At 39.2% G+C, this 19,496-nt stretch carries 18 protein-coding genes and 1 tRNA gene; 8 read left to right on the top strand and 11 right to left on the bottom strand.

Translation table 11 applies throughout. The annotated features are described in order from the left end of the window. Positions 1-299: 299 nt before the first annotated feature. Both ML462_RS05300 and rseP read right to left on the bottom strand, forming a co-directional pair. Positions 300-373 (bottom strand) — tRNA-Asn (locus ML462_RS05300). Between the two features lie 228 nt (positions 374-601). Further along, positions 602-1,918 (bottom strand): RIP metalloprotease RseP, encoded by a 1,317-nt coding sequence (gene rseP / locus ML462_RS05295; RefSeq protein ID WP_240712707.1) that lies wholly within the window; start codon positions 1,916-1,918, stop codon positions 602-604. Positions 1,919-2,071: 153 nt separating this feature from the next. Between rseP and ML462_RS05290 the strand changes: the two genes are divergently transcribed. From ML462_RS05290 to feoB, 3 genes are all read left to right on the top strand, one after another. Next, positions 2,072-2,746, top strand: coding sequence for an SCO family protein (locus tag ML462_RS05290; RefSeq protein WP_240712706.1), 675 nt, complete (start codon positions 2,072-2,074; stop codon positions 2,744-2,746). A gap of 71 nt (positions 2,747-2,817) precedes the next feature. Beyond that, complete coding sequence (locus ML462_RS05285; protein WP_162431054.1) at positions 2,818-3,048, top strand: FeoA domain-containing protein; 231 nt, start codon at positions 2,818-2,820, stop codon at positions 3,046-3,048. 1 nt (position 3,049) lies between these two features. Continuing rightward, positions 3,050-5,152, top strand: a complete 2,103-nt coding sequence (gene feoB, locus ML462_RS05280) for a ferrous iron transport protein B (RefSeq protein WP_240712705.1) — start codon at positions 3,050-3,052, stop codon at positions 5,150-5,152. Between the two features lie 180 nt (positions 5,153-5,332). On the opposite strand, the gene ML462_RS05275 is transcribed toward feoB, so the two are convergent. From ML462_RS05275 to ML462_RS05265, 3 genes are read right to left on the bottom strand one after another with little or no spacing between them, the layout of a single operon-like run. Further along, complete coding sequence (locus tag ML462_RS05275; RefSeq protein WP_240712704.1) at positions 5,333-5,785, bottom strand: hypothetical protein; 453 nt, start codon at positions 5,783-5,785, stop codon at positions 5,333-5,335. Between the two features lie 51 nt (positions 5,786-5,836). Next, positions 5,837-6,658: a ZIP family metal transporter gene (locus tag ML462_RS05270; protein ID WP_240712703.1), complete on the bottom strand. Its 822-nt coding sequence runs from the start codon at positions 6,656-6,658 to the stop codon at positions 5,837-5,839. Positions 6,659-6,660: 2 nt separating this feature from the next. After that, positions 6,661-7,317, bottom strand: coding sequence for a metal-dependent transcriptional regulator (locus ML462_RS05265; protein ID WP_240712702.1), 657 nt, complete (start codon positions 7,315-7,317; stop codon positions 6,661-6,663). A 101-nt stretch (positions 7,318-7,418) separates the two neighbouring features. Between ML462_RS05265 and ML462_RS05260 the strand changes: the two genes are divergently transcribed. Together ML462_RS05260 and ML462_RS05255 are read left to right on the top strand one after the other, a co-directional pair. Then, positions 7,419-9,770, top strand: coding sequence for a TonB-dependent receptor (locus tag ML462_RS05260; protein ID WP_240712701.1), 2,352 nt, complete (start codon positions 7,419-7,421; stop codon positions 9,768-9,770). An 11-nt stretch (positions 9,771-9,781) separates the two neighbouring features. After that, positions 9,782-10,252, top strand: a complete 471-nt coding sequence (locus ML462_RS05255; protein ID WP_240712700.1) for a thioredoxin family protein — start codon at positions 9,782-9,784, stop codon at positions 10,250-10,252. On the opposite strand, the gene ML462_RS05250 is transcribed toward ML462_RS05255, so the two are convergent. After that, entirely contained in the window at positions 10,249-10,983 is a 735-nt protein-coding gene (locus ML462_RS05250) for a TerB family tellurite resistance protein (protein ID WP_240712699.1), read from the bottom strand. The two genes, ML462_RS05255 and ML462_RS05250, sit on opposite strands and share 4 nt — an antisense overlap. Before the next feature lie 183 nt (positions 10,984-11,166). On the opposite strand from ML462_RS05250, the gene ML462_RS05245 reads away from it, so the two are divergent. The 3 genes from ML462_RS05245 (at position 11,167) to ML462_RS05235 (ending at position 13,065) form a co-directional block, all read left to right on the top strand. Continuing rightward, positions 11,167-11,577, top strand: a complete 411-nt coding sequence (locus tag ML462_RS05245) for a BrxA/BrxB family bacilliredoxin (RefSeq protein ID WP_240712698.1) — start codon at positions 11,167-11,169, stop codon at positions 11,575-11,577. A gap of 245 nt (positions 11,578-11,822) precedes the next feature. Then, entirely contained in the window at positions 11,823-12,401 is a 579-nt protein-coding gene (locus ML462_RS05240; protein ID WP_341481571.1) for a lysophospholipid acyltransferase family protein, read from the top strand. A 10-nt stretch (positions 12,402-12,411) separates the two neighbouring features. Continuing rightward, positions 12,412-13,065 carry an HD domain-containing protein gene (locus tag ML462_RS05235; RefSeq protein WP_240712696.1) on the top strand — a complete coding sequence of 218 codons (654 nt, stop codon included), beginning with the start codon at positions 12,412-12,414 and terminating at the stop codon, positions 13,063-13,065. A gap of 54 nt (positions 13,066-13,119) precedes the next feature. Here ML462_RS05235 and ML462_RS05230 read toward each other — a convergent pair whose 3' ends face one another. From ML462_RS05230 to ML462_RS05210, 5 genes are all read right to left on the bottom strand, one after another. Next, complete coding sequence (locus ML462_RS05230) at positions 13,120-15,066, bottom strand: alpha/beta hydrolase family protein (protein WP_240712695.1); 1,947 nt, start codon at positions 15,064-15,066, stop codon at positions 13,120-13,122. A gap of 161 nt (positions 15,067-15,227) precedes the next feature. Beyond that, positions 15,228-16,010 carry an Fpg/Nei family DNA glycosylase gene (locus ML462_RS05225; protein ID WP_240712694.1) on the bottom strand — a complete coding sequence of 261 codons (783 nt, stop codon included), beginning with the start codon at positions 16,008-16,010 and terminating at the stop codon, positions 15,228-15,230. 65 nt (positions 16,011-16,075) lie between these two features. Beyond that, on the bottom strand, positions 16,076-17,149 hold the full coding sequence (locus ML462_RS05220; protein WP_240712693.1) for a PA0069 family radical SAM protein: 1,074 nt from the start codon (positions 17,147-17,149) through the stop codon (positions 16,076-16,078). A 99-nt stretch (positions 17,150-17,248) separates the two neighbouring features. Further along, positions 17,249-18,031 carry an enoyl-CoA hydratase/isomerase family protein gene (locus tag ML462_RS05215; protein WP_240712692.1) on the bottom strand — a complete coding sequence of 261 codons (783 nt, stop codon included), beginning with the start codon at positions 18,029-18,031 and terminating at the stop codon, positions 17,249-17,251. Between the two features lie 5 nt (positions 18,032-18,036). Beyond that, positions 18,037-19,491, bottom strand: coding sequence for a sensor histidine kinase (locus tag ML462_RS05210; RefSeq protein WP_240712691.1), 1,455 nt, complete (start codon positions 19,489-19,491; stop codon positions 18,037-18,039). Between the last annotated feature and the right edge of the window lie 5 nt (positions 19,492-19,496).

Genomic DNA, 19,496 nt, shown 5'->3' with positions numbered 1-19,496 from the left:
ATCAGGTGGAAATAGAAGTAAAAAAGAGCCGTCCCAAAAGACGGCCCTACACACAATTATAATCAAGTCGACAAAAACTTATACGATTTTAAGTGTGCATCTTAATGAGCACAAATAAACCTTATAAGCTTAACCTTATTATCAATTATATATTAAATTAAAATTAAGCTTGGAACCGAAGAACCTAATACTCAAGTAAAAAATAAAGGATAAGTGAATGGAATTCCCAGTTCGATCCATGAAATTTCTTCTGTAAATGAAATAAAAAAATCCCTTACCGAATGGTAAGGGATTTGAAGCTCCTCCTCTTGGGCTCGAACCAAGGACCCTCTGATTAACAGTCAGATGCTCTAACCAACTGAGCTAAGGAGGAGTGTTTTGCTTTGTAAGCGGTTGCAAATATAAATCAATTTTTAAATGCCGTCAAAAGATTTTTTCGATTTTTTTTAGAAGATTTTTTATAGTTTTTTGAAGCTGTCAGAATATCAATATTTTAGACGTTTGCGAGAGAGAAAATTATTTTCGAATTGACCTGAATATGCATCCGGATATAAAAAAAGCGGTACCATAGTACCGCTTTTGGAAGTCTTATCTGAAATATCTATTCGAATAACCAGCGATAAATGTCATTTCCATTCGCATAAAGCACAAGGGCAATAAGGATGAAGAATCCAACCATTTGTGCTACTTCCATGAACTTATCATTCGGTTTTCTACCGGTTACCATCTCGTATAACAGGAACATTACATGTCCTCCATCCAGAGCAGGTATTGGGAGAATATTCATAAATGCAAGGATGATAGAAAGCAAAGCTGTAGTATGCCAGAAACCAGCCCAGTTCCAGGTATCAGGAAAAAGTCCGCCAATTGCGCCAAATCCGCCTAACTGAGAAGCTCCCTTTTTTGTAAATACATATTTGAACTGATAAACATAGTCCCGAAGCGTCCAGTATCCATAATCGAATCCTTTGCTTATGCTTTCCACGAAACCATAACTTTTTCTCTTAATTTCAATATCGGTTCTTGGTGCAATCCCCAGTTTCCCGTCATCGTCAGGTTTTACCATTGTGCTAAGAATCTTCCCGTCTCGCTTATAAACAACCTCTATCTGTTTCTGTTTATTTTCAATAGAAACAGGAGCGATCTCGTGCCAATACCCAATTTCCTGATCATTCAGTGAAATGATACTGTCACCTTTTTTAAGACCGGCTTTTGCGGCGGCCATTTCAGCAACTACCGTATCCAGTACAGGCTGATTAATAGGAACAAAAGGTTGCATGATCCCCTGTTCAAACATCGAAGTTCCTATTTCCTCTGGTATCGTAATGGTCTCTTCTTTTCCATTCTCGTGCAGAACGGTGATATTCTGAACATCTCGCATAAACAAGTGTTTATTGATATCCAGGCTATTCTCGAAATCCTTTCCGTTCACCTGAAGGATCTTATCTCCATCTTCAAAACCATATTCCTTGAATGAGTCTACAACAGCAAAACCTTCCGGCATTTCATCTGGCCCAACATAAGCAGTACCCCAAACGAACATGATCATCATATAGATAAGAAAACCAAGAACAAGGTTTACCGTAACACCTCCAAGCATAATAATAAGTCGCTGCCAGGCTGGCTTGCTTCTGAATTCCCAATCTTTAGCCGGTTGAGCCATCTGCTCCTTATCCATACTCTCATCTATCATTCCGGATATCTTCACATATCCTCCCAGGGGCAACCATCCAATACCGTATACTGTATCACCTATCTTTTTCTTGAAAAGGGCAAATTTCACATCAAAAAACAGAAAGAATTTCTCTACCCTGGTCTTGAAAAGTTTTGCCGGGATAAAGTGTCCCAACTCGTGTAAAACAATTAGAAAAGAAAGGCTTAGTATTAATTGTATGGCTTTAACTAAAAATGGATCCATCTAGTAACTTCAAATTTAAAATCGCACAAAAGTAAGTTTTTAAAAGCTCCTACAAAAGTTTAAATGTCAAGTGATTTGCCAACAGTAAAAAATTCACAAATAGAATTCGACTATTTAAACCACAGGCTCTAACTTTGCAGAAATTTAAAACTTATGCTCAAGTTTTTTGCACGATACAAAACCTTTGCCATAGTTTTCTTTATCCTTTCAGTAATTATAATTTTATCTATCTATTCTTTACTGAAACCGGAAGAACGACTGCCCGTTTATCAACCAGATATGGTTAATGCTGAACTGGTAGATTCTACTAAACAATATGTTCGTAAATATCATACCATAAGCGATTTTGAACTTGTGAATCAAAACGGAGATACCATTACCCAGGATTATTACAACGATAAGATCTATATCGCCGACTTCTTTTTCACAACCTGCCTTACCATCTGCCCTATTATGACAGATCATATGATCGAGATCCAGGAAGAGATAAAGAACGACGATGAAGTTCTCCTGCTTTCACACACGGTATTTCCTGTAACAGATAGTGTCCCCGTACTGAAAAAGTATGCAGAAGAAAAAGGAGTGATCGATGAAAAATGGAACCTGGTGACAGGCGATAAGAAACAGATCTACGACCTGGCCAGAAAGTCATATCTCGCCACGAAATCCAACGGCGATGGGGGTAAGTATGATATGATCCACACCGAAAACTTTGTACTGGTAGACAAAAAGAAGCAAATTCGCGGATTCTACGACGGCACCGATCCTGAAGCCATTGAAGACCTAATGCATGACCTCGAAATTCTAAAAAAGGAGCAAACCCAATAATTTCCCCTTTAACTTTTGTATTGGACTAAATTCCATTACTTTTGCCTTGTTTAAAATCAATCTAAATAAAAGTGAAGGTGACGGTTGCTAATTTAAAAAGGGGTCAGCGGGGGATCATCAAGGAATTCTCAGCAGAAATGGTGCCTTTAAAGCTTCTTGAAATGGGTTGCCTTCCTGGGAACGAAGTAGAGCTTGTTCAAACTGCGCCATTCCAGGATCCTATGTATCTCAATATTAACGGAAGTCATCTGGCAATTAGAAAGGAAACTGCTCTTTTAATAGAAATTGAATTAATAGGCTAATATGGCTAAGCAAATTAATGTTGCTTTAATTGGTAATCCCAACACCGGTAAGACTTCTGTATTTAATCAACTAACCGGGCTCAACCAGAAAGTTGGTAACTATCCCGGAATTACGGTTGAAAAAAAGGAAGGGATCTGTAAACTTCCTCGTGGGCTAAAAGCTCATATTCTGGACCTTCCGGGCACCTATAGTCTAAATGCTTCGTCCTTTGATGAAAACGTGGTAATTGAATTATTGCTAAACAAAAACGATAAGGACTATCCCGATGTTGCCGTCGTAGTTAGCGATGTTGAAAATTTAAAAAGAAATCTTCTACTTTTCACACAGATCAAAGACCTGGGAATTCCTACCATCCTTGCCATTAATATGGCAGACCGGATGGACCGCAAAGGAATTAGTCTTGACGTGGAATTGCTTGAAGAACGATTGAAGACAAAGATCGCTCTGGTGAGTGCCCGCAAAAGGATGGGAATAGATTATTTGAAGGAGTTAATTCTAAATTACCGGCATCTTCCCATTGAACCTTGCGTAAATGCTTCGGTTATAGATCCGGAATATTTCGGAAATCTTCGGAAAGCATTTCCAAATCAGTCTCTTTACAAACTATGGCTGGTAATTACCCAGGACGTAAATTTTGGTAATATCAACCGTGGAGAGCTGAAAAAAACCTCAGATTTCAGCACAAAATCTATAAGCGACCTAAAAAGACTTCAGCAAAAAGAAACTATTTTAAGATATCAGTTTATCAATGGTCTTCTAAAGGAAACCATGACCATCGATAAAAATGCTGCGACCGATCTTAGATCGAGACTGGATAGAATATTAACCCATAAAGTATGGGGATACGTCATCTTCTTTGGTATTTTATTATTAATCTTCCAGGCCATTTATAACTGGTCCAGTTATCCCATGGATCTTATAGACGCTACTTTTGCATCTTTAAGTGAATGGACTAAAAATACATTACCCACCGGATCTTTTACCAATTTGATCGCGGAAGGAATAATTCCGGGATTAGGTGGAATTGTGATCTTTATACCTCAGATCGCTTTCCTGTTCCTGTTCATTTCCATTTTGGAAGAATCTGGATATATGAGCCGGGTTGTTTTCCTTATGGATAGAATAATGAGGCGCTTCGGACTTAGCGGAAAGAGTGTTGTACCACTGGTATCCGGAACTGCTTGTGCCATACCTGCCGTAATGGCGAGCCGAAACATCGAACACTGGAAGGAACGACTTATAACCATCCTCGTAGTTCCTTTTACTACCTGCTCTGCAAGACTTCCTGTTTACCTTATTATTATCGCCTTGGTGATCCCAGACCGTAATTTCATTGGGTTCAACCTGCAGGGGCTCACTTTAATGATCCTGTATCTTTTAGGTTTTGGAATGGCAATCTTTTCAGCATGGATCCTTAATAAGATCATGAAAACGAATAGCAAGAGTTATTTTGTAATTGAAATGCCTAATTACAAGTTACCTATGATCAAGAATGTGGCTATTAACGTGGTCGAAAAGACTAAATCCTTTGTTTTTGGCGCAGGAAAGATTATTCTGGCAATTTCAGTAATATTATGGGTATTGGCTAGTTATGGTCCTGGTGATGATTTTGAAAATGCCAGAGAAGTAGTTTCTTCCAAATATGATTCTGAAAGTGATATTAGCCAGGCTGAACTTGATGAAGAGATCGCATCTTTCAAACTGAAGAATTCCTATATAGGAATTATGGGTAAAGGAATTGAACCTGCCGTAGCTCCTTTGGGTTATGACTGGAAGATAGGTATAGCGATTATTAGTTCGTTTGCCGCCAGGGAGGTTTTCGTAGGAACCTTGGCCACTATTTATAGTGTTGGAAGTGACGAGGAAGAAACTATAAAAAACAGGATGGCCGCGGAGACCAATCCGGTACTCGGCGGGCCTTTATTTACATTTGCGAGCGGAGTGAGCCTGTTGTTATTTTATGCTTTCGCCATGCAATGTATGAGTACCCTTGCCATTGTAAAACGGGAAACCAACACTTGGAAATGGCCTATTTTACAATTGGTAATTATGAGTGGCTTTGCTTATGTAGTAGCACTTATAGCCTTTCAGTTATTAAAATAGAATAGTAAGGAACAGTATAAAGAACGACTTAATGACTATGGAACTTTTACAGGAAATATTGGTCTTTATCACATTTTTGTTTGCAACCGGGTTTCTGGTTACAAAATTTATTTGGAAACCCTCTTTCTTAGGAGGTAAGAAAAAAACCGGTTCTTGCGGAGTTTCAGACTGCGGCTGTGACTAATCATTCTCTATTGTCCTGGTAACACCTAAATTTACACTATACTCTTCAGGGGAAATCTTCCTTTTTCCCGGGTATGGAGAAACTACTACTTTAGTTATCCCGAGATTTTTTTCGCCAAAGTATTCTTTCAGGGAAATCCCAGCTTCAGAAATGATCTCATTTCCTCCAATTTCTATATTGGTACCTGTAATGACTTTATTACCCTTTAACTTTCCGTTCTCATAGAATTCTACCAGGACTTCTACCTCCCCAGCCCAAACACAGGTTACGCCTTTAGGACATCTTGAGTCTGAAATTATCTTTTTAAACTTAATACTGTAATCACCAAACTCCAGGTTGTCCCCTACACAAAGAGTTTCGGATTGAATACTATATTTAGATGAGACAGGTTCCTGGTCTGCCAGAAACACCGCATGGAAAAGCGCCAGGATTATTACAGAAAGTTTCATTTAAGTCTTTATTATAAAAACGACATTAATCTTCAATTGTTGCAAAATATCTTAACCCAGCCCAACATCCAGGGTCATCATTACCATGAATCCTCCAATAAATCCCATTGTAGAAATATCTGTAAAATTACCTTGCTGAGCTTCAGGAACCACCTCTTCAACAACAACGAAGATCATGGCTCCAGCGGCAAAACAAAGTGCATATGGCAAAATTGGCTGAAAGGTAAGTACAGCCCAGGCTCCTAGAACGGCAGCAACCGGTTCTACGATGGCAGATAATTGCCCGTAATTGAAGCATTTCCATCTACTAAGACCCTGCCTTCTTAATGGCATGGCTACCGCGAATCCTTCAGGAAAATTTTGCAGCCCTATTCCAAGTGCCAATGCTACTGCACCACCAATACTCGCTCCTTCAAATCCGGCTGCGACACCGCCGAAAAGTACTCCAACCGCAAGACCTTCAGGGATATTGTGCAAGGTTATAGCCAGCGTTAATAATATGGATTTATGCCAGGGCGTTTTAATTCCTTCAGATTCACTCATTTTGAAATTTACATGGAGGTGTGGTAGTACCTTATCAAGTCCGAAGATGAAAAGTGCACCCAAGCCAAAACCTACAAGGGCCGGAATGGTCTTTTCAAAACCCTCCCCTGGGCTCATTTCAATTCCCGGTGCCAAAAGACTCCAGAAACTAGCTGCAACCATTACTCCTCCAGTGAAACCAAGCATTCCATCAAAAAATGCCCGGTTCATTCCTTTGAACACAAATACCAGCGAAGCTCCAAGGGCAGTAAGTCCCCAGGTAAACAATGTGGCTAAAAAAGCTGCGTATACAGGATCGAGAGTTTCAAAATAATCTAAAACTAATTCCATTTTTATATTGTTTTAATAAACAGGTTGGCAGATATCAAATTGGATATCCTCAATTCTTCTTGTTCTATTTTTATTAGCATCGACTGGTCAAAATCTTCTTTTTCCAGAACTTCGATCTCCTTACCCAAGGATATTTTATTCTTATCAAGATACTGGAGAAAATCTACTGAAGAATCTTTCACTCCTACACAGATCCCTGTTTCCCCTTTTTTGAGATCAGATAAAAGTGCACGATTGGCAACCGAGAAATTTCCATGTGCATCGGGAATAGGGTCCCCATGTGGATCACGTTTAGGATATTCAAGGAATTTATCCAATTCGTTGGTTAGCTTTTCAGATTTTATATGCTCTAATTGTTCGGCTACCTCATGTACCTCATCCCAATTAAAATCGAGCTTTTCTACAAGAAAGACTTCCCAAAGCCTGTGCTTTCTTATTACCTCAATAGCTGCATTTTTTCCGGCCTCGCTAAGTTTTACACCCTGGTATTTTTTGTAATTCACCAGGTCCTTGTCTGAAAGTCGCTTTATCATATCGGTTACCGATGAAGCTTTGGTCTGCATTTCCTCGGCAAGTGCATTTGTACTAACCCCGCTTTTATATGCAGTTTCAAGGTGAAAAATGGCTTTCAGATAATTTTCTTCAGATAAGCTGAACATAATTCATTTTTAATTGAGCCAAAAATACATTTTTTAATTTGATTAATCAATTTTTTAGATAAGCCTAAATTAATTTTATAGATTTGCATAAAATTTAATTGATGAAAGGTATATTAGGTATTTTATTATGTATTCTCTCTTCCACTTTAGCTGCCCAGAATTTGAAAATCAATGGAAAGGTTACCGATGGAGAAAGACCGGTTCCTTTTGCCAGTATTTCGATAAATGGAACCAATAAAGGTACTAGCGCAGACATCAATGGTGAATTCAGTATTCAAATAAATGATCAGAGCACAACTATCCATGTGCAGGCAATAGGCTATAAAACCAGGGATATTTCCATAAATCTGAGGGAATTTTCAGATAAAACACTTTTTATAGAATTGGAAGAAGATGCCCTTGGACTGGACCAGGTAGTAGTGAGTGCCACCCGGAATCGAATTAACCTGAAACAGGCACCGGTAGTCGTGAATGTACTGAACTCCAAACTCTTCAATGCAACCCAATCGGTTTCAGTAGCTGAGACCTTAAATTTTCAGCCCGGAGTAAGAGTTGAGACAAACTGCCAGAATTGTGGTTTCACCCAGGTAAGACTGAATGGATTGGATGGAAGCTACACCCAGGTTCTTATAAATAGCAGAGCTGTTTTTAGTGCGCTTAATAGTGTTTATGGACTGGAACAGATCCCAACCTCCATTTTAGATCGAGTAGAAGTTGTACGTAGTGGAGGATCGGCATTGTTTGGTTCCAATGCTATTGCCGGCACCGTAAATATCATTACAAAAGAACCGGTACTCAATACATGGAATATTAATAGTAATCTTTCTCTGATAGATGGAGAAATTCCAGACCGAACCTTAAATTTCGCCGGATCTGTAGTCACCGAAGACCTTAATAGCGGAGTGACCATTTATGGAATGAACCGTGACCGTTCAGCTTATGATGCCAATGGCGATGGATTCACCGAAATAACCGAACTAACAAATAATACGCTTGGTGCAAAGGCTTTCTTAAAGCCAGATGAGACCAGCAAGATCAGTTTAGACCTAACGGCTTTAAAGGAATACCGAAGGGGTGGGGATCGACTTGAACTCCCTCCCCATCTTACCGATATTACAGAGCAGCTTGATCACAACACTTTTATTGGCGGTCTTACCTACGATCTTTCAAATGTCGATATGACAAATAACTACTCCGTATATATTTCTGGACAGCATACAGACCGAAAAAGTTATTATGGCGGCCTTGGAGGAGGACGTACGGCCCAGGATAGCTTACTGGCATCCAATGCCTATGGAAACACAAAAGACCTCGCTGCCCTGGCTGGATTTCAGTTTACCAGAAACTTTGATAATAAAGATGTGCTTACTTCAGGAGTTGAATTCAACCATAGCAATACCGAGGATGTGATTTCTGGTTATAAAAGATTCATAGATCAGAAGGTAAATTCATATGCCGCTTTTGCCCAATATGAATGGAAACCGGCGGAAAGTTTCACTGCTCTTCTTGGTGCCAGACTTGACCATATAAATGTAGCAGGAATTTATGCTGTGGAAAATATAGAGAGAAACTCTAACATTAAACAAACAGTTCTTAGTCCCAGATTAACCGTCCTCTTTGATATTACAGATGAATTACAGTTCAGAGGAGGTTATGCGCGGGGATTTCGAGCTCCACAGGCATTTAACGAGGACCTTCATATTTCATCGGTTGGCGGAGAGCCGCAATTCGTGATTCTGGCAGAAGATCTTGAGACGGAATATTCCAACGCCTATACCGCTTCCCTGAACTATTCTAAAAGCATCAACAAGTTGCAGACAGATTTTCTTCTCGAAGGTTTTTATACTGAACTTAATGATCCTTTCACCACAGTAAGTACCGGGGCTAGTTTACCAAATGGCTCTATTGTCAAGGAGGTTAGAAATGGAAGCGGAGCCTATGTGGCCGGAACAAATTTTGAAATTGGGGTTTCACCTTCATCGGCCCTTACCTTTCAGTTAGGCGGAACCTACCAGCAATCTATTTATAAGGAAGACCAGGTATTGTACGAAGCAGTCTCAGGGGATGAGGAAGATGTTATTATTTCTGAATTTGTAAGGAATCCAGATTTTTACGGCTATTTAAATATAAATACTTCCCCCTTTGAAGGATTTGCTGTAGACCTTACCGGAACTTATACCGGTAAAATGACCATCCCGAGGGTTATCAACAGCAATGGATTATTAGAATTAAGAAAGTCCCCCACTTTCTGGGATATGAACTTAAAAATAAGTCAGCATATAGATATAACTGAAAATTTCCACATCAATCTAAGTACGGGTGTTCAGAATGTGTTCGATGAATATCAGGATGACTTTGATTCCGGCCCTACCCGGGATTCAGATTACATCTATGGACCTTCAAGACCCCGTACTTTTTTCTTTGGGATAAAATTCGGAAACCTCCATAATTAACTGTTTGAATTATGAAAAGGATCTTTTTTCTATTAATGATTATTGTCCCGCAGATAACTTTTGGTCAAAAAGATGAGATCAACTGGATAGGATTTGAAGAACTAGAGGACTCATTAAAAACCGAAAACAAACCTGTGGTCATTTACTTTTATACAGATTGGTGTGTTTACTGTAAAAAGATGGATAGAAACGCCTTTAGGAACAAGGAGGTGATTCAAAAGCTCAACACGGAATTCTACGCAGTGAAAATGGATGCTGAAAGTGTGGAAAATATAGAATTCGAGGGGCAAATTTTTACAAATGAACAGCAAAAGACGAATCGAAGGGGAATACACCAAATCCCTCTGTTACTGGCAAGCAGGAAAGACAAACCTATTTCTTTTCCGGTAGTCATGGTTCTAGATGCAAATTTCCAGGTTAAACGGAAAAGCCATGAATACCTGACTACAGACAACTTAAAAACACTTATAAAAATTGATTAAAACCCGCGTTCCTTCTGTATCTGTTCGTAGGCCTCCTGAACTTTAGTAAATTTTTCTTGTGCACCTTTCCTATAAGCTTCATCCATATGGCCTAATTTATCCGGGTGATATTTCTTGGCCATTTTCCTGTAGGCTTTTTTCACTTCAGAATCGGTTGCAGATTTATCTATTTCCAGGATCGTGTAAGCCGAATCGGTTTTTTTGAAGAACATGGCTTTGATACTTTCAAAATCCCTTCGGCCTATTTGAAGGTATCCTGCGATTTCCTGGATCACATCTGCTTCCGCAGCGCTCACATGTCCATCTGCTTTTGCAATTCCGAAGAGGAAATGAATGATCTGTAACCTGGTTGGATATTTAGTACGGGCAGCGAGATACCTGGCAATATTAGATGCGGATACCTGCCTGTTCTTAACCACCTCATTAAAGGTCCTAAATGTGGCATTAGCTCGTTCTTTTCCATAAGCTTGAATAAAGTAGGATCTTACGTAATCAAGCTCCTGTTGGGAAACATTTCCGTCTGCCTTGATCACGATGGAACAAAGGGATAGTAAATTCAATTCAAAATCTCCGGGCGAGACACTTTGCTTTTGTTCGCCAAGAATAGAATTAAAGATACCACCAGAAGAACGGATGTAATTATCCAGGAGTGAACCTATAATAAATCCAAGAATAGCGCCGGGAAACCTGAAGTAGATATATCCCAGAACTGCGGCAAGCCATTTGATCATCGGGCAATTTTCTTTAGCCGCTAAGATAACATTTTCAATATTCAAACCACAATTTTAGGATACCTGTTCCCCCAGGCGGTTATAAATTGAACCTATTAGCACATAGTAATTTGAGATATGCAGGCTGAACTTAATTTGGTATCTTTGTGCTTCAATAAAGTTTAATACAAAAATTAAAAATATATGTATCCAGCGGAATTAGTAAAACCAATGAGAGAAGATCTTACAAAAATTGGTTTTCAGGAATTACACACTGTAGAAGATGTAGAAAAGGCAATGGCTCTCGAAGGGACTACTTTGGTAGTTGTGAACTCAGTTTGTGGTTGTGCTGCAGCTAATGCTCGTCCGGGAGCAAGACTGTCTCTACAGAATGCAAAAAAACCAGATAACCTGGTAACAGTTTTCGCAGGAGTAGATAAAGAAGCTACTGAGAAAGCAAGAGATATGATGGTACCTTTCCCTCCTTCTTCTCCATCTATGGCACTGTTCAAGGACGGTGAATTGGTTCACATGCTAGAACGTCATCACATTGAAGGAAGACCTGCAGAAATGATCGCAGAAAACCTGATTGGTGCTTATAACGAATTTTGCTAATCTTATTTTAGATAGTAGATTAAACCACGCTACCGGCGTGGTTTTTTTATGTGCCTAATGCTAAATGGTTATTTTTGTACTTTTAATTTGAGATGAAAAAAATTCTATCCTATCCCTTATCGGTCGTTTTTTACATTTGCTTTTTTCTATGTATGCTGGTTTTTCATCCAATTCAATGGATTTGTTTAAAACTGGGAGGATATCAGGCTCATAAAAAGAGTGTGGATATTTTCAATTTTTTCCTATTGAGGTGCCTAAATTTACTGGGAACAACATTTAGCATAGAAAATGAATTTAATCTTCCGGTTGATAAAACCTGCATTTTCGTAGCGAATCACCAGGGAATGTATGACATCCCACCTATAATCTGGCACTTCAGGAAACATCATCCAAAATTTGTGAGCAAAAAGGAATTAGGGCATGGAATTCCAAGTATATCATTCAATTTAAGGCACGGTGGTTCGGTACTTATAGACCGAAAAAACAGGAGAGAATCCCTTATTAAAATGAGCCAGTTCGCAGATTATCTAAAGGAAACAAAAAGATCTGCTGTCATCTTCCCGGAAGGTACGCGTAGCCGTACCGGTGCACCGAAAGAATTCAGAAAGAACGGTTTGATGATGTTGTTTAAAAAACTTCCAGACGCTGTAGTGGTTCCTATTACCATAAATAATTCCTGGAAACTCTTTAAACACGGAAACTTCCCGATAGAGCTGGGTGTAAGTGTAAAACTTAAAACTCATAAACCTATAGAAGTAGGAAATCAGGATCCGGAGGCTCTTGCTGCAGAGATCGAAAGAATAATTATTGCCGATATCATCTAGTTAGCTATTTATGCCCGAAAATACCCTCGTCGAAAGCACGATCAAATTTGTTAAGGAAAAACTTCATGATGCCGAAGGAGGACATGACTGGTTCCATATTGAACGGGTTTTGAATAATTCCAGGCTAATCGCAGGAGGAGAGCAAGCCGATCTCCAGGTAGTTGAATTAGGTGCTTTATTACATGACATCGCAGATTCCAAATTCCATGATGGAGACGAGACCGTTGGTCCCCAAGTTGCCTCAGATTTTCTAAGATCTCAGAATGCTTCGGAAGAAATTATAGATCATGTAGTGAAGATCATTGAAAATATCTCCTTTAAAGGAGGAAATACTGAGCAAAATTTTACTTCCGCAGAACTCGATATCGTCCAGGATGCTGACAGACTTGATGCCCTTGGCGCTATTGGAATTGCCAGGTGCTTCAATTATGGCGGATTCAAAGGCAGAGCTCTGTATGATCCTGAGATAGAGCCCAATCTGCATATGACCAAAGAAGAATATAAGGCTTCAGATGCACCTACCATAAATCACTTCTACGAAAAGCTATTATTGCTTAAGGACAGAATGAATACACAAACCGGAAGAAGAATTGCCGCAGACAGGCATGCCTTCATGGTGCATTACCTGGACCAGTTTTATTCGGAATGGGAAGGAAAAAAATAAAAGGCTGATGCACATGCAACAGCCTTTTTTGTTATCCTATTTTTATAGAAATATTTATGCTTTTGCCGTATCAGGTTTTTTATCCTTAAGATGCTCTGCAAAGAAGCCCATCATCGCTTTATATAGGTCTAACCTGCTTTCCTCTTTCGCAAATCCGTGCCCTTCATCATATTTTACCATGTAAGGCACCTCAACTCCACGTTTCCTTAAACTTTCTACGATCTGGTCTGCTTCATCAATATTTACCCGCGGATCATTAGCACCCTGAACAACAAAAAGAGGTTTTTTGATCTTTTCAACATGTAATGCGGGAGAGATCTCATCCATAATTTCCTTCTCTTCAGGAATCCCTGGATTATACCAGATCTTATATAATATCTCCCTGTATTTTTCCCAATAAGGAGGGATTGTTTCCATAAAAGTATTCAGATTGCTTACTCCTACATAATCTACTCCGCAAGCATATTTTTCCGGAGTTTTGGTCATTCCACGTAAAACAGCATAACCGCCATGACTTCCACCATAGATGGCTACTCTGTCCTTATTTACCCAACCCTGTTCTATAGCGAAATCTATTCCATCCTCTACATCATCTATTGCCTTTCGTCCAATTTCTCCAAAACCTGCTTTCAGGAACTCTTTTCCATATCCTCCAGAGACTCTAAAGTTCACATGTAAGGTCGCATATCCACGGCTGGCGAATAATTGAGCTTCAGGATTGAAACCCCAGGTATCGCGAATTCCCTGTGGACCTCCATGGGGATTCACTATAAGCGGAACACTTTGACCTTTTTCAAAATTATTTGGCAGCGTAATATATCCGTGAAGGTCCAGACCATCACGGCTCTTAAAGCTAATCGGCTTCATGGAAGCCATATCTTCCGCTTTTAATTGAGGCAGAAGTGTATATAGAAGCTTTACATCACCCTTGTTCCTGTCATACAAATAGTACTCACCTATAATTTTATCACTGGTGACTAATACCATATACTGACTTTCATCATCGGTCTTTCCAACGGTAAAGAATTGCTTTTCAGCAAATTCCTGTTTTAACCTTGCGTAGATTTTTTTATACGTATCGCTTACGGGAACAATTACGGCCTTTTCCCCGGTGTACTTGAAATAGTCAATTTCGTAGTCTCGCTTTCTTGACAGGCTAATTCCTGAAACATCGAAAGTTTCATTACTATAAACTGTTTTTATCTTTTTGTTTTGCTTAAGATCATAAAGCTGGATCTCTGTTTTATCGCCTTCAAGGTTTGATACTACATAAGCATCATCTGGGTTATTGGTATTAGGATTAAAAGATGAAATGCTGAAAGTGTCACCAAACTCTGTTAATTTTACTCTTTTAAATTCTCCTTCAATTTCATAGAGAAGTTCAGTATTTACCCCATCTACCACGCGTGTAATTGCCCGCAAATTCCCTTTTCGATCAAAATTATAACCTGCCACCGGTGCATCTCCTTCCTTCACTGTATAAAGCTTAGTAACCTCACCTGTATTTATATTAAGACGATAAGGCTCTTCCTGTTGAGGATTTTCTTTATTCATCTGAATAATAACATGATCATCATCCTCTTTTAAAACGGCAATAATAATCACTCTAACACCGTCAAAAGGAGTTAGATCACTATCGTTCTCTCCATTAACATCTACACCAAAAACATGATAATTTTCGTCACCACCTTTATCCTGAAGATATAAGATACGGTTGTTATTTTTCCAGTAAAAACCTCGAATCAAATCTTCTTCCTGCTTTTTAAGTAAACTCTCCTTTTGAGTTGAAATTTCCCTTAAATACAAATCACGCTCCCCGGTGGTTCTTCGCTTCATATAAGCTAGATACTTACCATCTGGAGATAATTGAAATGAAAAAGCTTCCGGTGTTTTAAAATAATCTTCTACTGAATATTTATAATCGCCTGTCTCTAATGCTGCCAGTTTACCTAATTCTGTTTTAGTAGATGGCAATTCGGTATTTCCTGGTTTTTTCTTCACGGGTTTCTTAAATTAATTTGGTTAGCCTCATCTCTCTCGAAAGTAGAGCTTCTTTAGTCCTTGATAAAACTGTTCTCTTATAGGTCAAAAACACAACCTTATAGTTACAGTCTTAACTGCAAAACTATCGAATCGAGAACGATTCCCAATATGCGGACAGGCTACTTCTCCTTTTGGCATTCCGGGCAGAAATAGGTGCTCCGGCCACCAACTTTGATCATTTCGACTTTCCCTTTTCCGTTAGGACAAACTTCACCTTTGATCCTGTGAGGTTGTAGGTACGTATCCGGTATTTTTGTTCCCTCTGTTTTGCATCTGGTTACGGTGTCGAGGACATCCATCATGTCTCGGTACATTTTTGAAATTTCTTTTTTTGAAAGATTTTCAGCCTTGGATTTTGGATGTATCCCGCTATGAAAAAGCATTTCATCTACATATAAATTTCCCAGTCCCGCAATAAAAGACTGATCCATAAGAGCAGTTTTCACACTGCCTTTTTTCTTTTCAAATAATTCTAAGAATTGCTCTTCACTAACTTCAGTTGCATGCGGGCCAAGCTTTTGTTGCTTACGGAAGTCTTCCAGGCTACCTGTAAGAAACAATTTTCCGAATTTACGCGGACAGATAAAGGAGAGTTTAGAACCGTCTTCAAAACTTAGAGTTAGTTGTGCGTGTTTATGAATTTCGTCATGATTGAAGTAATCCATTTTACCCGTCATACCGAAGTGTATCACCAGGTAATCATTCTGTTCTAATTTCAACAACAGGTATTTTCCAATTTGATGGCTCCCCACGACTTCATTTCCTAGAAGCACCTCTTTAAAATCTTTTTTTGGTGACTGAAAGATCTTATCTGCACCAAGTTGAACATCCACGATCTTTTTGTGTAGACTGGTGGAATCTATATAAATTTTCTGGTAAGCTACTTCTGGTAATTCTGGCATTTTTTCTAATATTTAATAAACGTTCCTGAAGTTATTGAAATTTTCAGGTTTGATGAAAATCTACTTTAGAAAAGCTTCATTTGTCCGTCCTTATAGTCGGCGTGTAATTTGCAGTTAAGCATAGGCCGCTGCAGATCTTTTAAATATAGTTTCCGGGCAATTCTGAATTGCTGCTCCACTTGTTTTGCAAATTCTCCTTCACCTTTCATTCTGGTTCCAAACCTGCTATCGTTCAAACTTCCGCCGTGAATATTCTCGATCTGATGCAATACTTTATCTGCTCTGTCTGGCATTGCTTTTCTTATCCAGTCGGTAAAAATTTCACCTATTGCCCCGTTTAATCTAACTATAGTATAACCAACTCTTCTGGCACCTCTTTCTGCCACCTCTTTTACCAAAGGCATGATCTCATGATTATTGATAGATGGAATAATTGGAGCCATCATAACCGTTACAGGCACATTAGCCTCTGCCAGTTTTTGAACCGTTTCCAATCTTTTTTTGATTGTGGCGGTTCTTGGTTCCAGAATTCTTCGGGTATCTTCTTTAAGAGAGGTTATGGAAATTGCCACACTCACCAGGTTATCCTGGGCCAGCTCTTTTAAAACATCAAGATCTCTTTGAATAAGAGCGTTTTTGGTGATCATCCCAACCGGGTGCCGGTATTTTAAAAAGGTTTGTAACAAAGACCGGGTGATCTTAAGGTCCTTTTCAATAGGCTGATAACAATCTGTATTTCCGGAAAGAACAATCGGTTTAGCCTGCCAGCCTTTACTTTTAAGTTTTTTCTCAAGAAGCTCTACAGCATTTCGTTTTACCAGGATCTTTTTTTCAAAATCCAGTCCAGCACTATATCCCCAATATTCATGAGAGTTTCTAGCGTAACAATATATACAGCCGTGTTCACAACCCTGGTAAGGATTCAGGGAATAATCCATACCCACATCAGGGCTGGTAACCTTATTAACGATAGACTTTGGAAAAGTTTCAATGATGCTTGTTTTGGTTTTCTCAGGCTCCTCTCCTTCTGATGCGCAATAATTCAGAAAATCATCCCTTTGCTCATGGCTATGCTCATGGAAACGATTTGAAACGTTTAATTGAGCTCCTCTTCCTTTTATAAACTGTTCCTTCGACATAACACAAAAATATGGAATTTTTCCTTTTTATTGGATTTTTTCCAATATTATGCGAATAAAAAAGAGGTAATTAAAAGCGATAATTACCTCCCTCATTATTTATTTCCCAGGAAATTCTGCTTTTCTTTTATTCAGAAATGCCGCAGTTCCTTCTTTAAAATCATCGGTTCCGAAGGAGCGACCAAACTCATTGATCTCGGTTTCGAAGCCATTCTTACCATCTTCGTAATTTGCATTTATCGCCTTGATAGCAGCTCCAATGGCAACCATGGAATTTTTCATGATCTTACCTGCAATATTTTCAGCAAATTCAAGCAATTCTTCCTGTTCCACCACATGATTCACAAGATTATATTGCAGCGCCTGGTTTGCATCAATCATTCCCGCGGTCATGATCATTTCCATAGCTCTTCCTTTTCCTACCAGCTGGGGAAGGCGCTGCGTCCCTCCATAGCCGGGAATTACTCCAAGAGAAACCTCTGGAAGCCCCATTTTAGCATTTTCACTGGCGATCCTGAAATGAGCAGCCATCGCAAGCTCAAGACCTCCTCCAAGGGCAAAACCGTTCACTGCTGCGATCACAGGTTTTGGGAAATTTGCCACATAATCAAAGAGCTTTTTCTGACCGTCAGCGGCAAGACTCTTACCTTCCTTTGGTGAATAATCGGCAAATTCACTGATGTCTGCTCCTGCTACAAATGCTTTTTCACCACTTCCGGTAATTATAACCACTTTTACCTCCTCATTAGATTTAGCCTCTTTAAAGGCTTCATGAAGCTCCTGAATAGTCTCTCGATTAAGCGCATTCAGCTTTTTAGGCCGGTTGATGGTGATTGTTAAAATTTCGTTGTTTATATCTTCTAAAATGTTGTTATAACTCATAAAACTTATTTTGGAAATCGTACGTTAAATATAGTGCCTTTATTTTGTTTAGAAACAAAGCTGATACTCCCATTGTAAGTTTCAACAATATTCTTTACCATAGCGAGTCCAAGCCCCATTCCACTGGATTTTGTGGTGAATTTTGGCTCGAAAACCTTGCCCTTGTTCTCTTCAGAAATACCAGAGCCGTTATCTGAAACTGAAACGAATACTTCATTCTCATCCTCTTCTACCATTACCAGGATATGCGGGTTTTCCACATCCTTTAAAGCCTGTGTCGCATTCTTGACCAGGTTGGTGACAACCCTAATCAACTGAGTACGGTCGAATTTGGCGAGGATCTCTTCTTTTTCACTTTTGAATTCAATGTAATTTTCATTGAAAATATCCAGAGCCAGCTTCACGATCTTTGGTACATTAAGGGTTTCATTCTGTTGAGCAGGCATTTTCGCAAAATTGGAAAAGGCTGAAGCGATCGAGCTCATCGTATCGATCTGGTTAATGAGAGTATTACTGTACTCGTTAACCTTAGATTCTATATCTGGATCGGTTTTATCGAAATTTCGTTGAAAGCTTTGAACGCTAAGCCTCATTGGGGTAAGCGGATTCTTGATCTCATGCGCCACCTGTTTGGCCATTTCCCTCCAGGCCTGCTCCCGCTCACTGGTAGCAAGTTTAACGGCACTTTCTTCCAGCTCATCAATCATACTATTATATGCTGAAACCAGGGCATAGATCTCCTCTGTCGCGTTGGAAAGTTCAATTTTCTGATTTCTTTTATCCAGCCTGGTCTGATTGATCTTTTCTGAAATAATTTTCAGTGATTTGGTAATATATTTTGAAAGGAAAAATGAAAGAATGATCGCTATTAGCAACATGAATAAATACACCTCTCCCATCCTCATCAGGAAATTGTTCAGGTCACGGTTAAGCATTCGGTCATCCTGCAGATAGGGCAAATAAAGAATCGCCAGCGGCTTGAATCTTTGATCTGTAATATAAGTATAGGAAGACTGGTATTTCTGCCCGTTGATCTCTGCTTTTTGCAGATAGCTTTTATCTGCGGAAAGGTCCAGTTTCTCTAGAACTTCACCCGGGATCTGAACTTTAGTTGTGTCTTTAAAAAAAGATTCATCAGATTTGATTATAAGATTCCCCTCAAGATCATAAATATGGATCTGCATCTCATGAACCTCGGCCATTTCATCGATCTTATTGCGCTCATTAAAAATAGGCTCTAGGTTTTCTGTATCCACCACATAGGTAGTACTGGCGAGAACAAATTTTATATTCTCCAGGATAGCTTTCTGCTTACGCTCCAGTCTTTCTTCGTGGTAATTTTCAGCTTCCTGCTTATACTGGTAGACCGTAACCACGAAGATCAGGATCGAGGCACCCAGAACCAATAGGATCATCGAGATAAAAATACGGGTTCGTAAAGACAGTTTAAGCACTTTCATATTTG

This window comes from Christiangramia lutea, from assembly GCF_022489035.1.
In the GTDB taxonomy this organism is placed as follows: Bacteria; Bacteroidota; Bacteroidia; order Flavobacteriales; family Flavobacteriaceae; genus Christiangramia; species Christiangramia lutea.
The sequence above is the reverse complement of the archived record's forward strand: the minus strand, read 5'-3'. Positions and strand labels throughout refer to the sequence as shown.

Bases quoted from the DNA above. Each gene is read 5' to 3' on its own strand.
- ML462_RS05210 (WP_240712691.1), bottom strand. From the start codon at position 19,491: ATGAAAGTGCTTAAACTGTCTTTACGAACCCGTATTTTTATCTCGATG.
- ML462_RS05270 (WP_240712703.1), bottom strand. From the start codon at position 6,658: ATGGAATTAGTTTTAGATTATTTTGAAACTCTCGATCCTGTATACGCA.
- rseP (WP_240712707.1), bottom strand. From the start codon at position 1,918: ATGGATCCATTTTTAGTTAAAGCCATACAATTAATACTAAGCCTTTCT.
- ML462_RS05250 (WP_240712699.1), bottom strand. From the start codon at position 10,983: ATGATCAAATGGCTTGCCGCAGTTCTGGGATATATCTACTTCAGGTTT.
- ML462_RS05265 (WP_240712702.1), bottom strand. From the start codon at position 7,317: ATGTTCAGCTTATCTGAAGAAAATTATCTGAAAGCCATTTTTCACCTT.
- ML462_RS05235 (WP_240712696.1), top strand. From the start codon at position 12,412: ATGCCCGAAAATACCCTCGTCGAAAGCACGATCAAATTTGTTAAGGAA.
- ML462_RS05290 (WP_240712706.1), top strand. From the start codon at position 2,072: ATGCTCAAGTTTTTTGCACGATACAAAACCTTTGCCATAGTTTTCTTT.
- ML462_RS05225 (WP_240712694.1), bottom strand. From the start codon at position 16,010: ATGCCAGAATTACCAGAAGTAGCTTACCAGAAAATTTATATAGATTCC.
- ML462_RS05215 (WP_240712692.1), bottom strand. From the start codon at position 18,031: ATGAGTTATAACAACATTTTAGAAGATATAAACAACGAAATTTTAACA.
- ML462_RS05245 (WP_240712698.1), top strand. From the start codon at position 11,167: ATGTATCCAGCGGAATTAGTAAAACCAATGAGAGAAGATCTTACAAAA.
- feoB (WP_240712705.1), top strand. From the start codon at position 3,050: ATGGCTAAGCAAATTAATGTTGCTTTAATTGGTAATCCCAACACCGGT.
- ML462_RS05275 (WP_240712704.1), bottom strand. From the start codon at position 5,785: ATGAAACTTTCTGTAATAATCCTGGCGCTTTTCCATGCGGTGTTTCTG.
- ML462_RS05255 (WP_240712700.1), top strand. From the start codon at position 9,782: ATGAAAAGGATCTTTTTTCTATTAATGATTATTGTCCCGCAGATAACT.
- ML462_RS05260 (WP_240712701.1), top strand. From the start codon at position 7,419: ATGAAAGGTATATTAGGTATTTTATTATGTATTCTCTCTTCCACTTTA.
- ML462_RS05220 (WP_240712693.1), bottom strand. From the start codon at position 17,149: ATGTCGAAGGAACAGTTTATAAAAGGAAGAGGAGCTCAATTAAACGTT.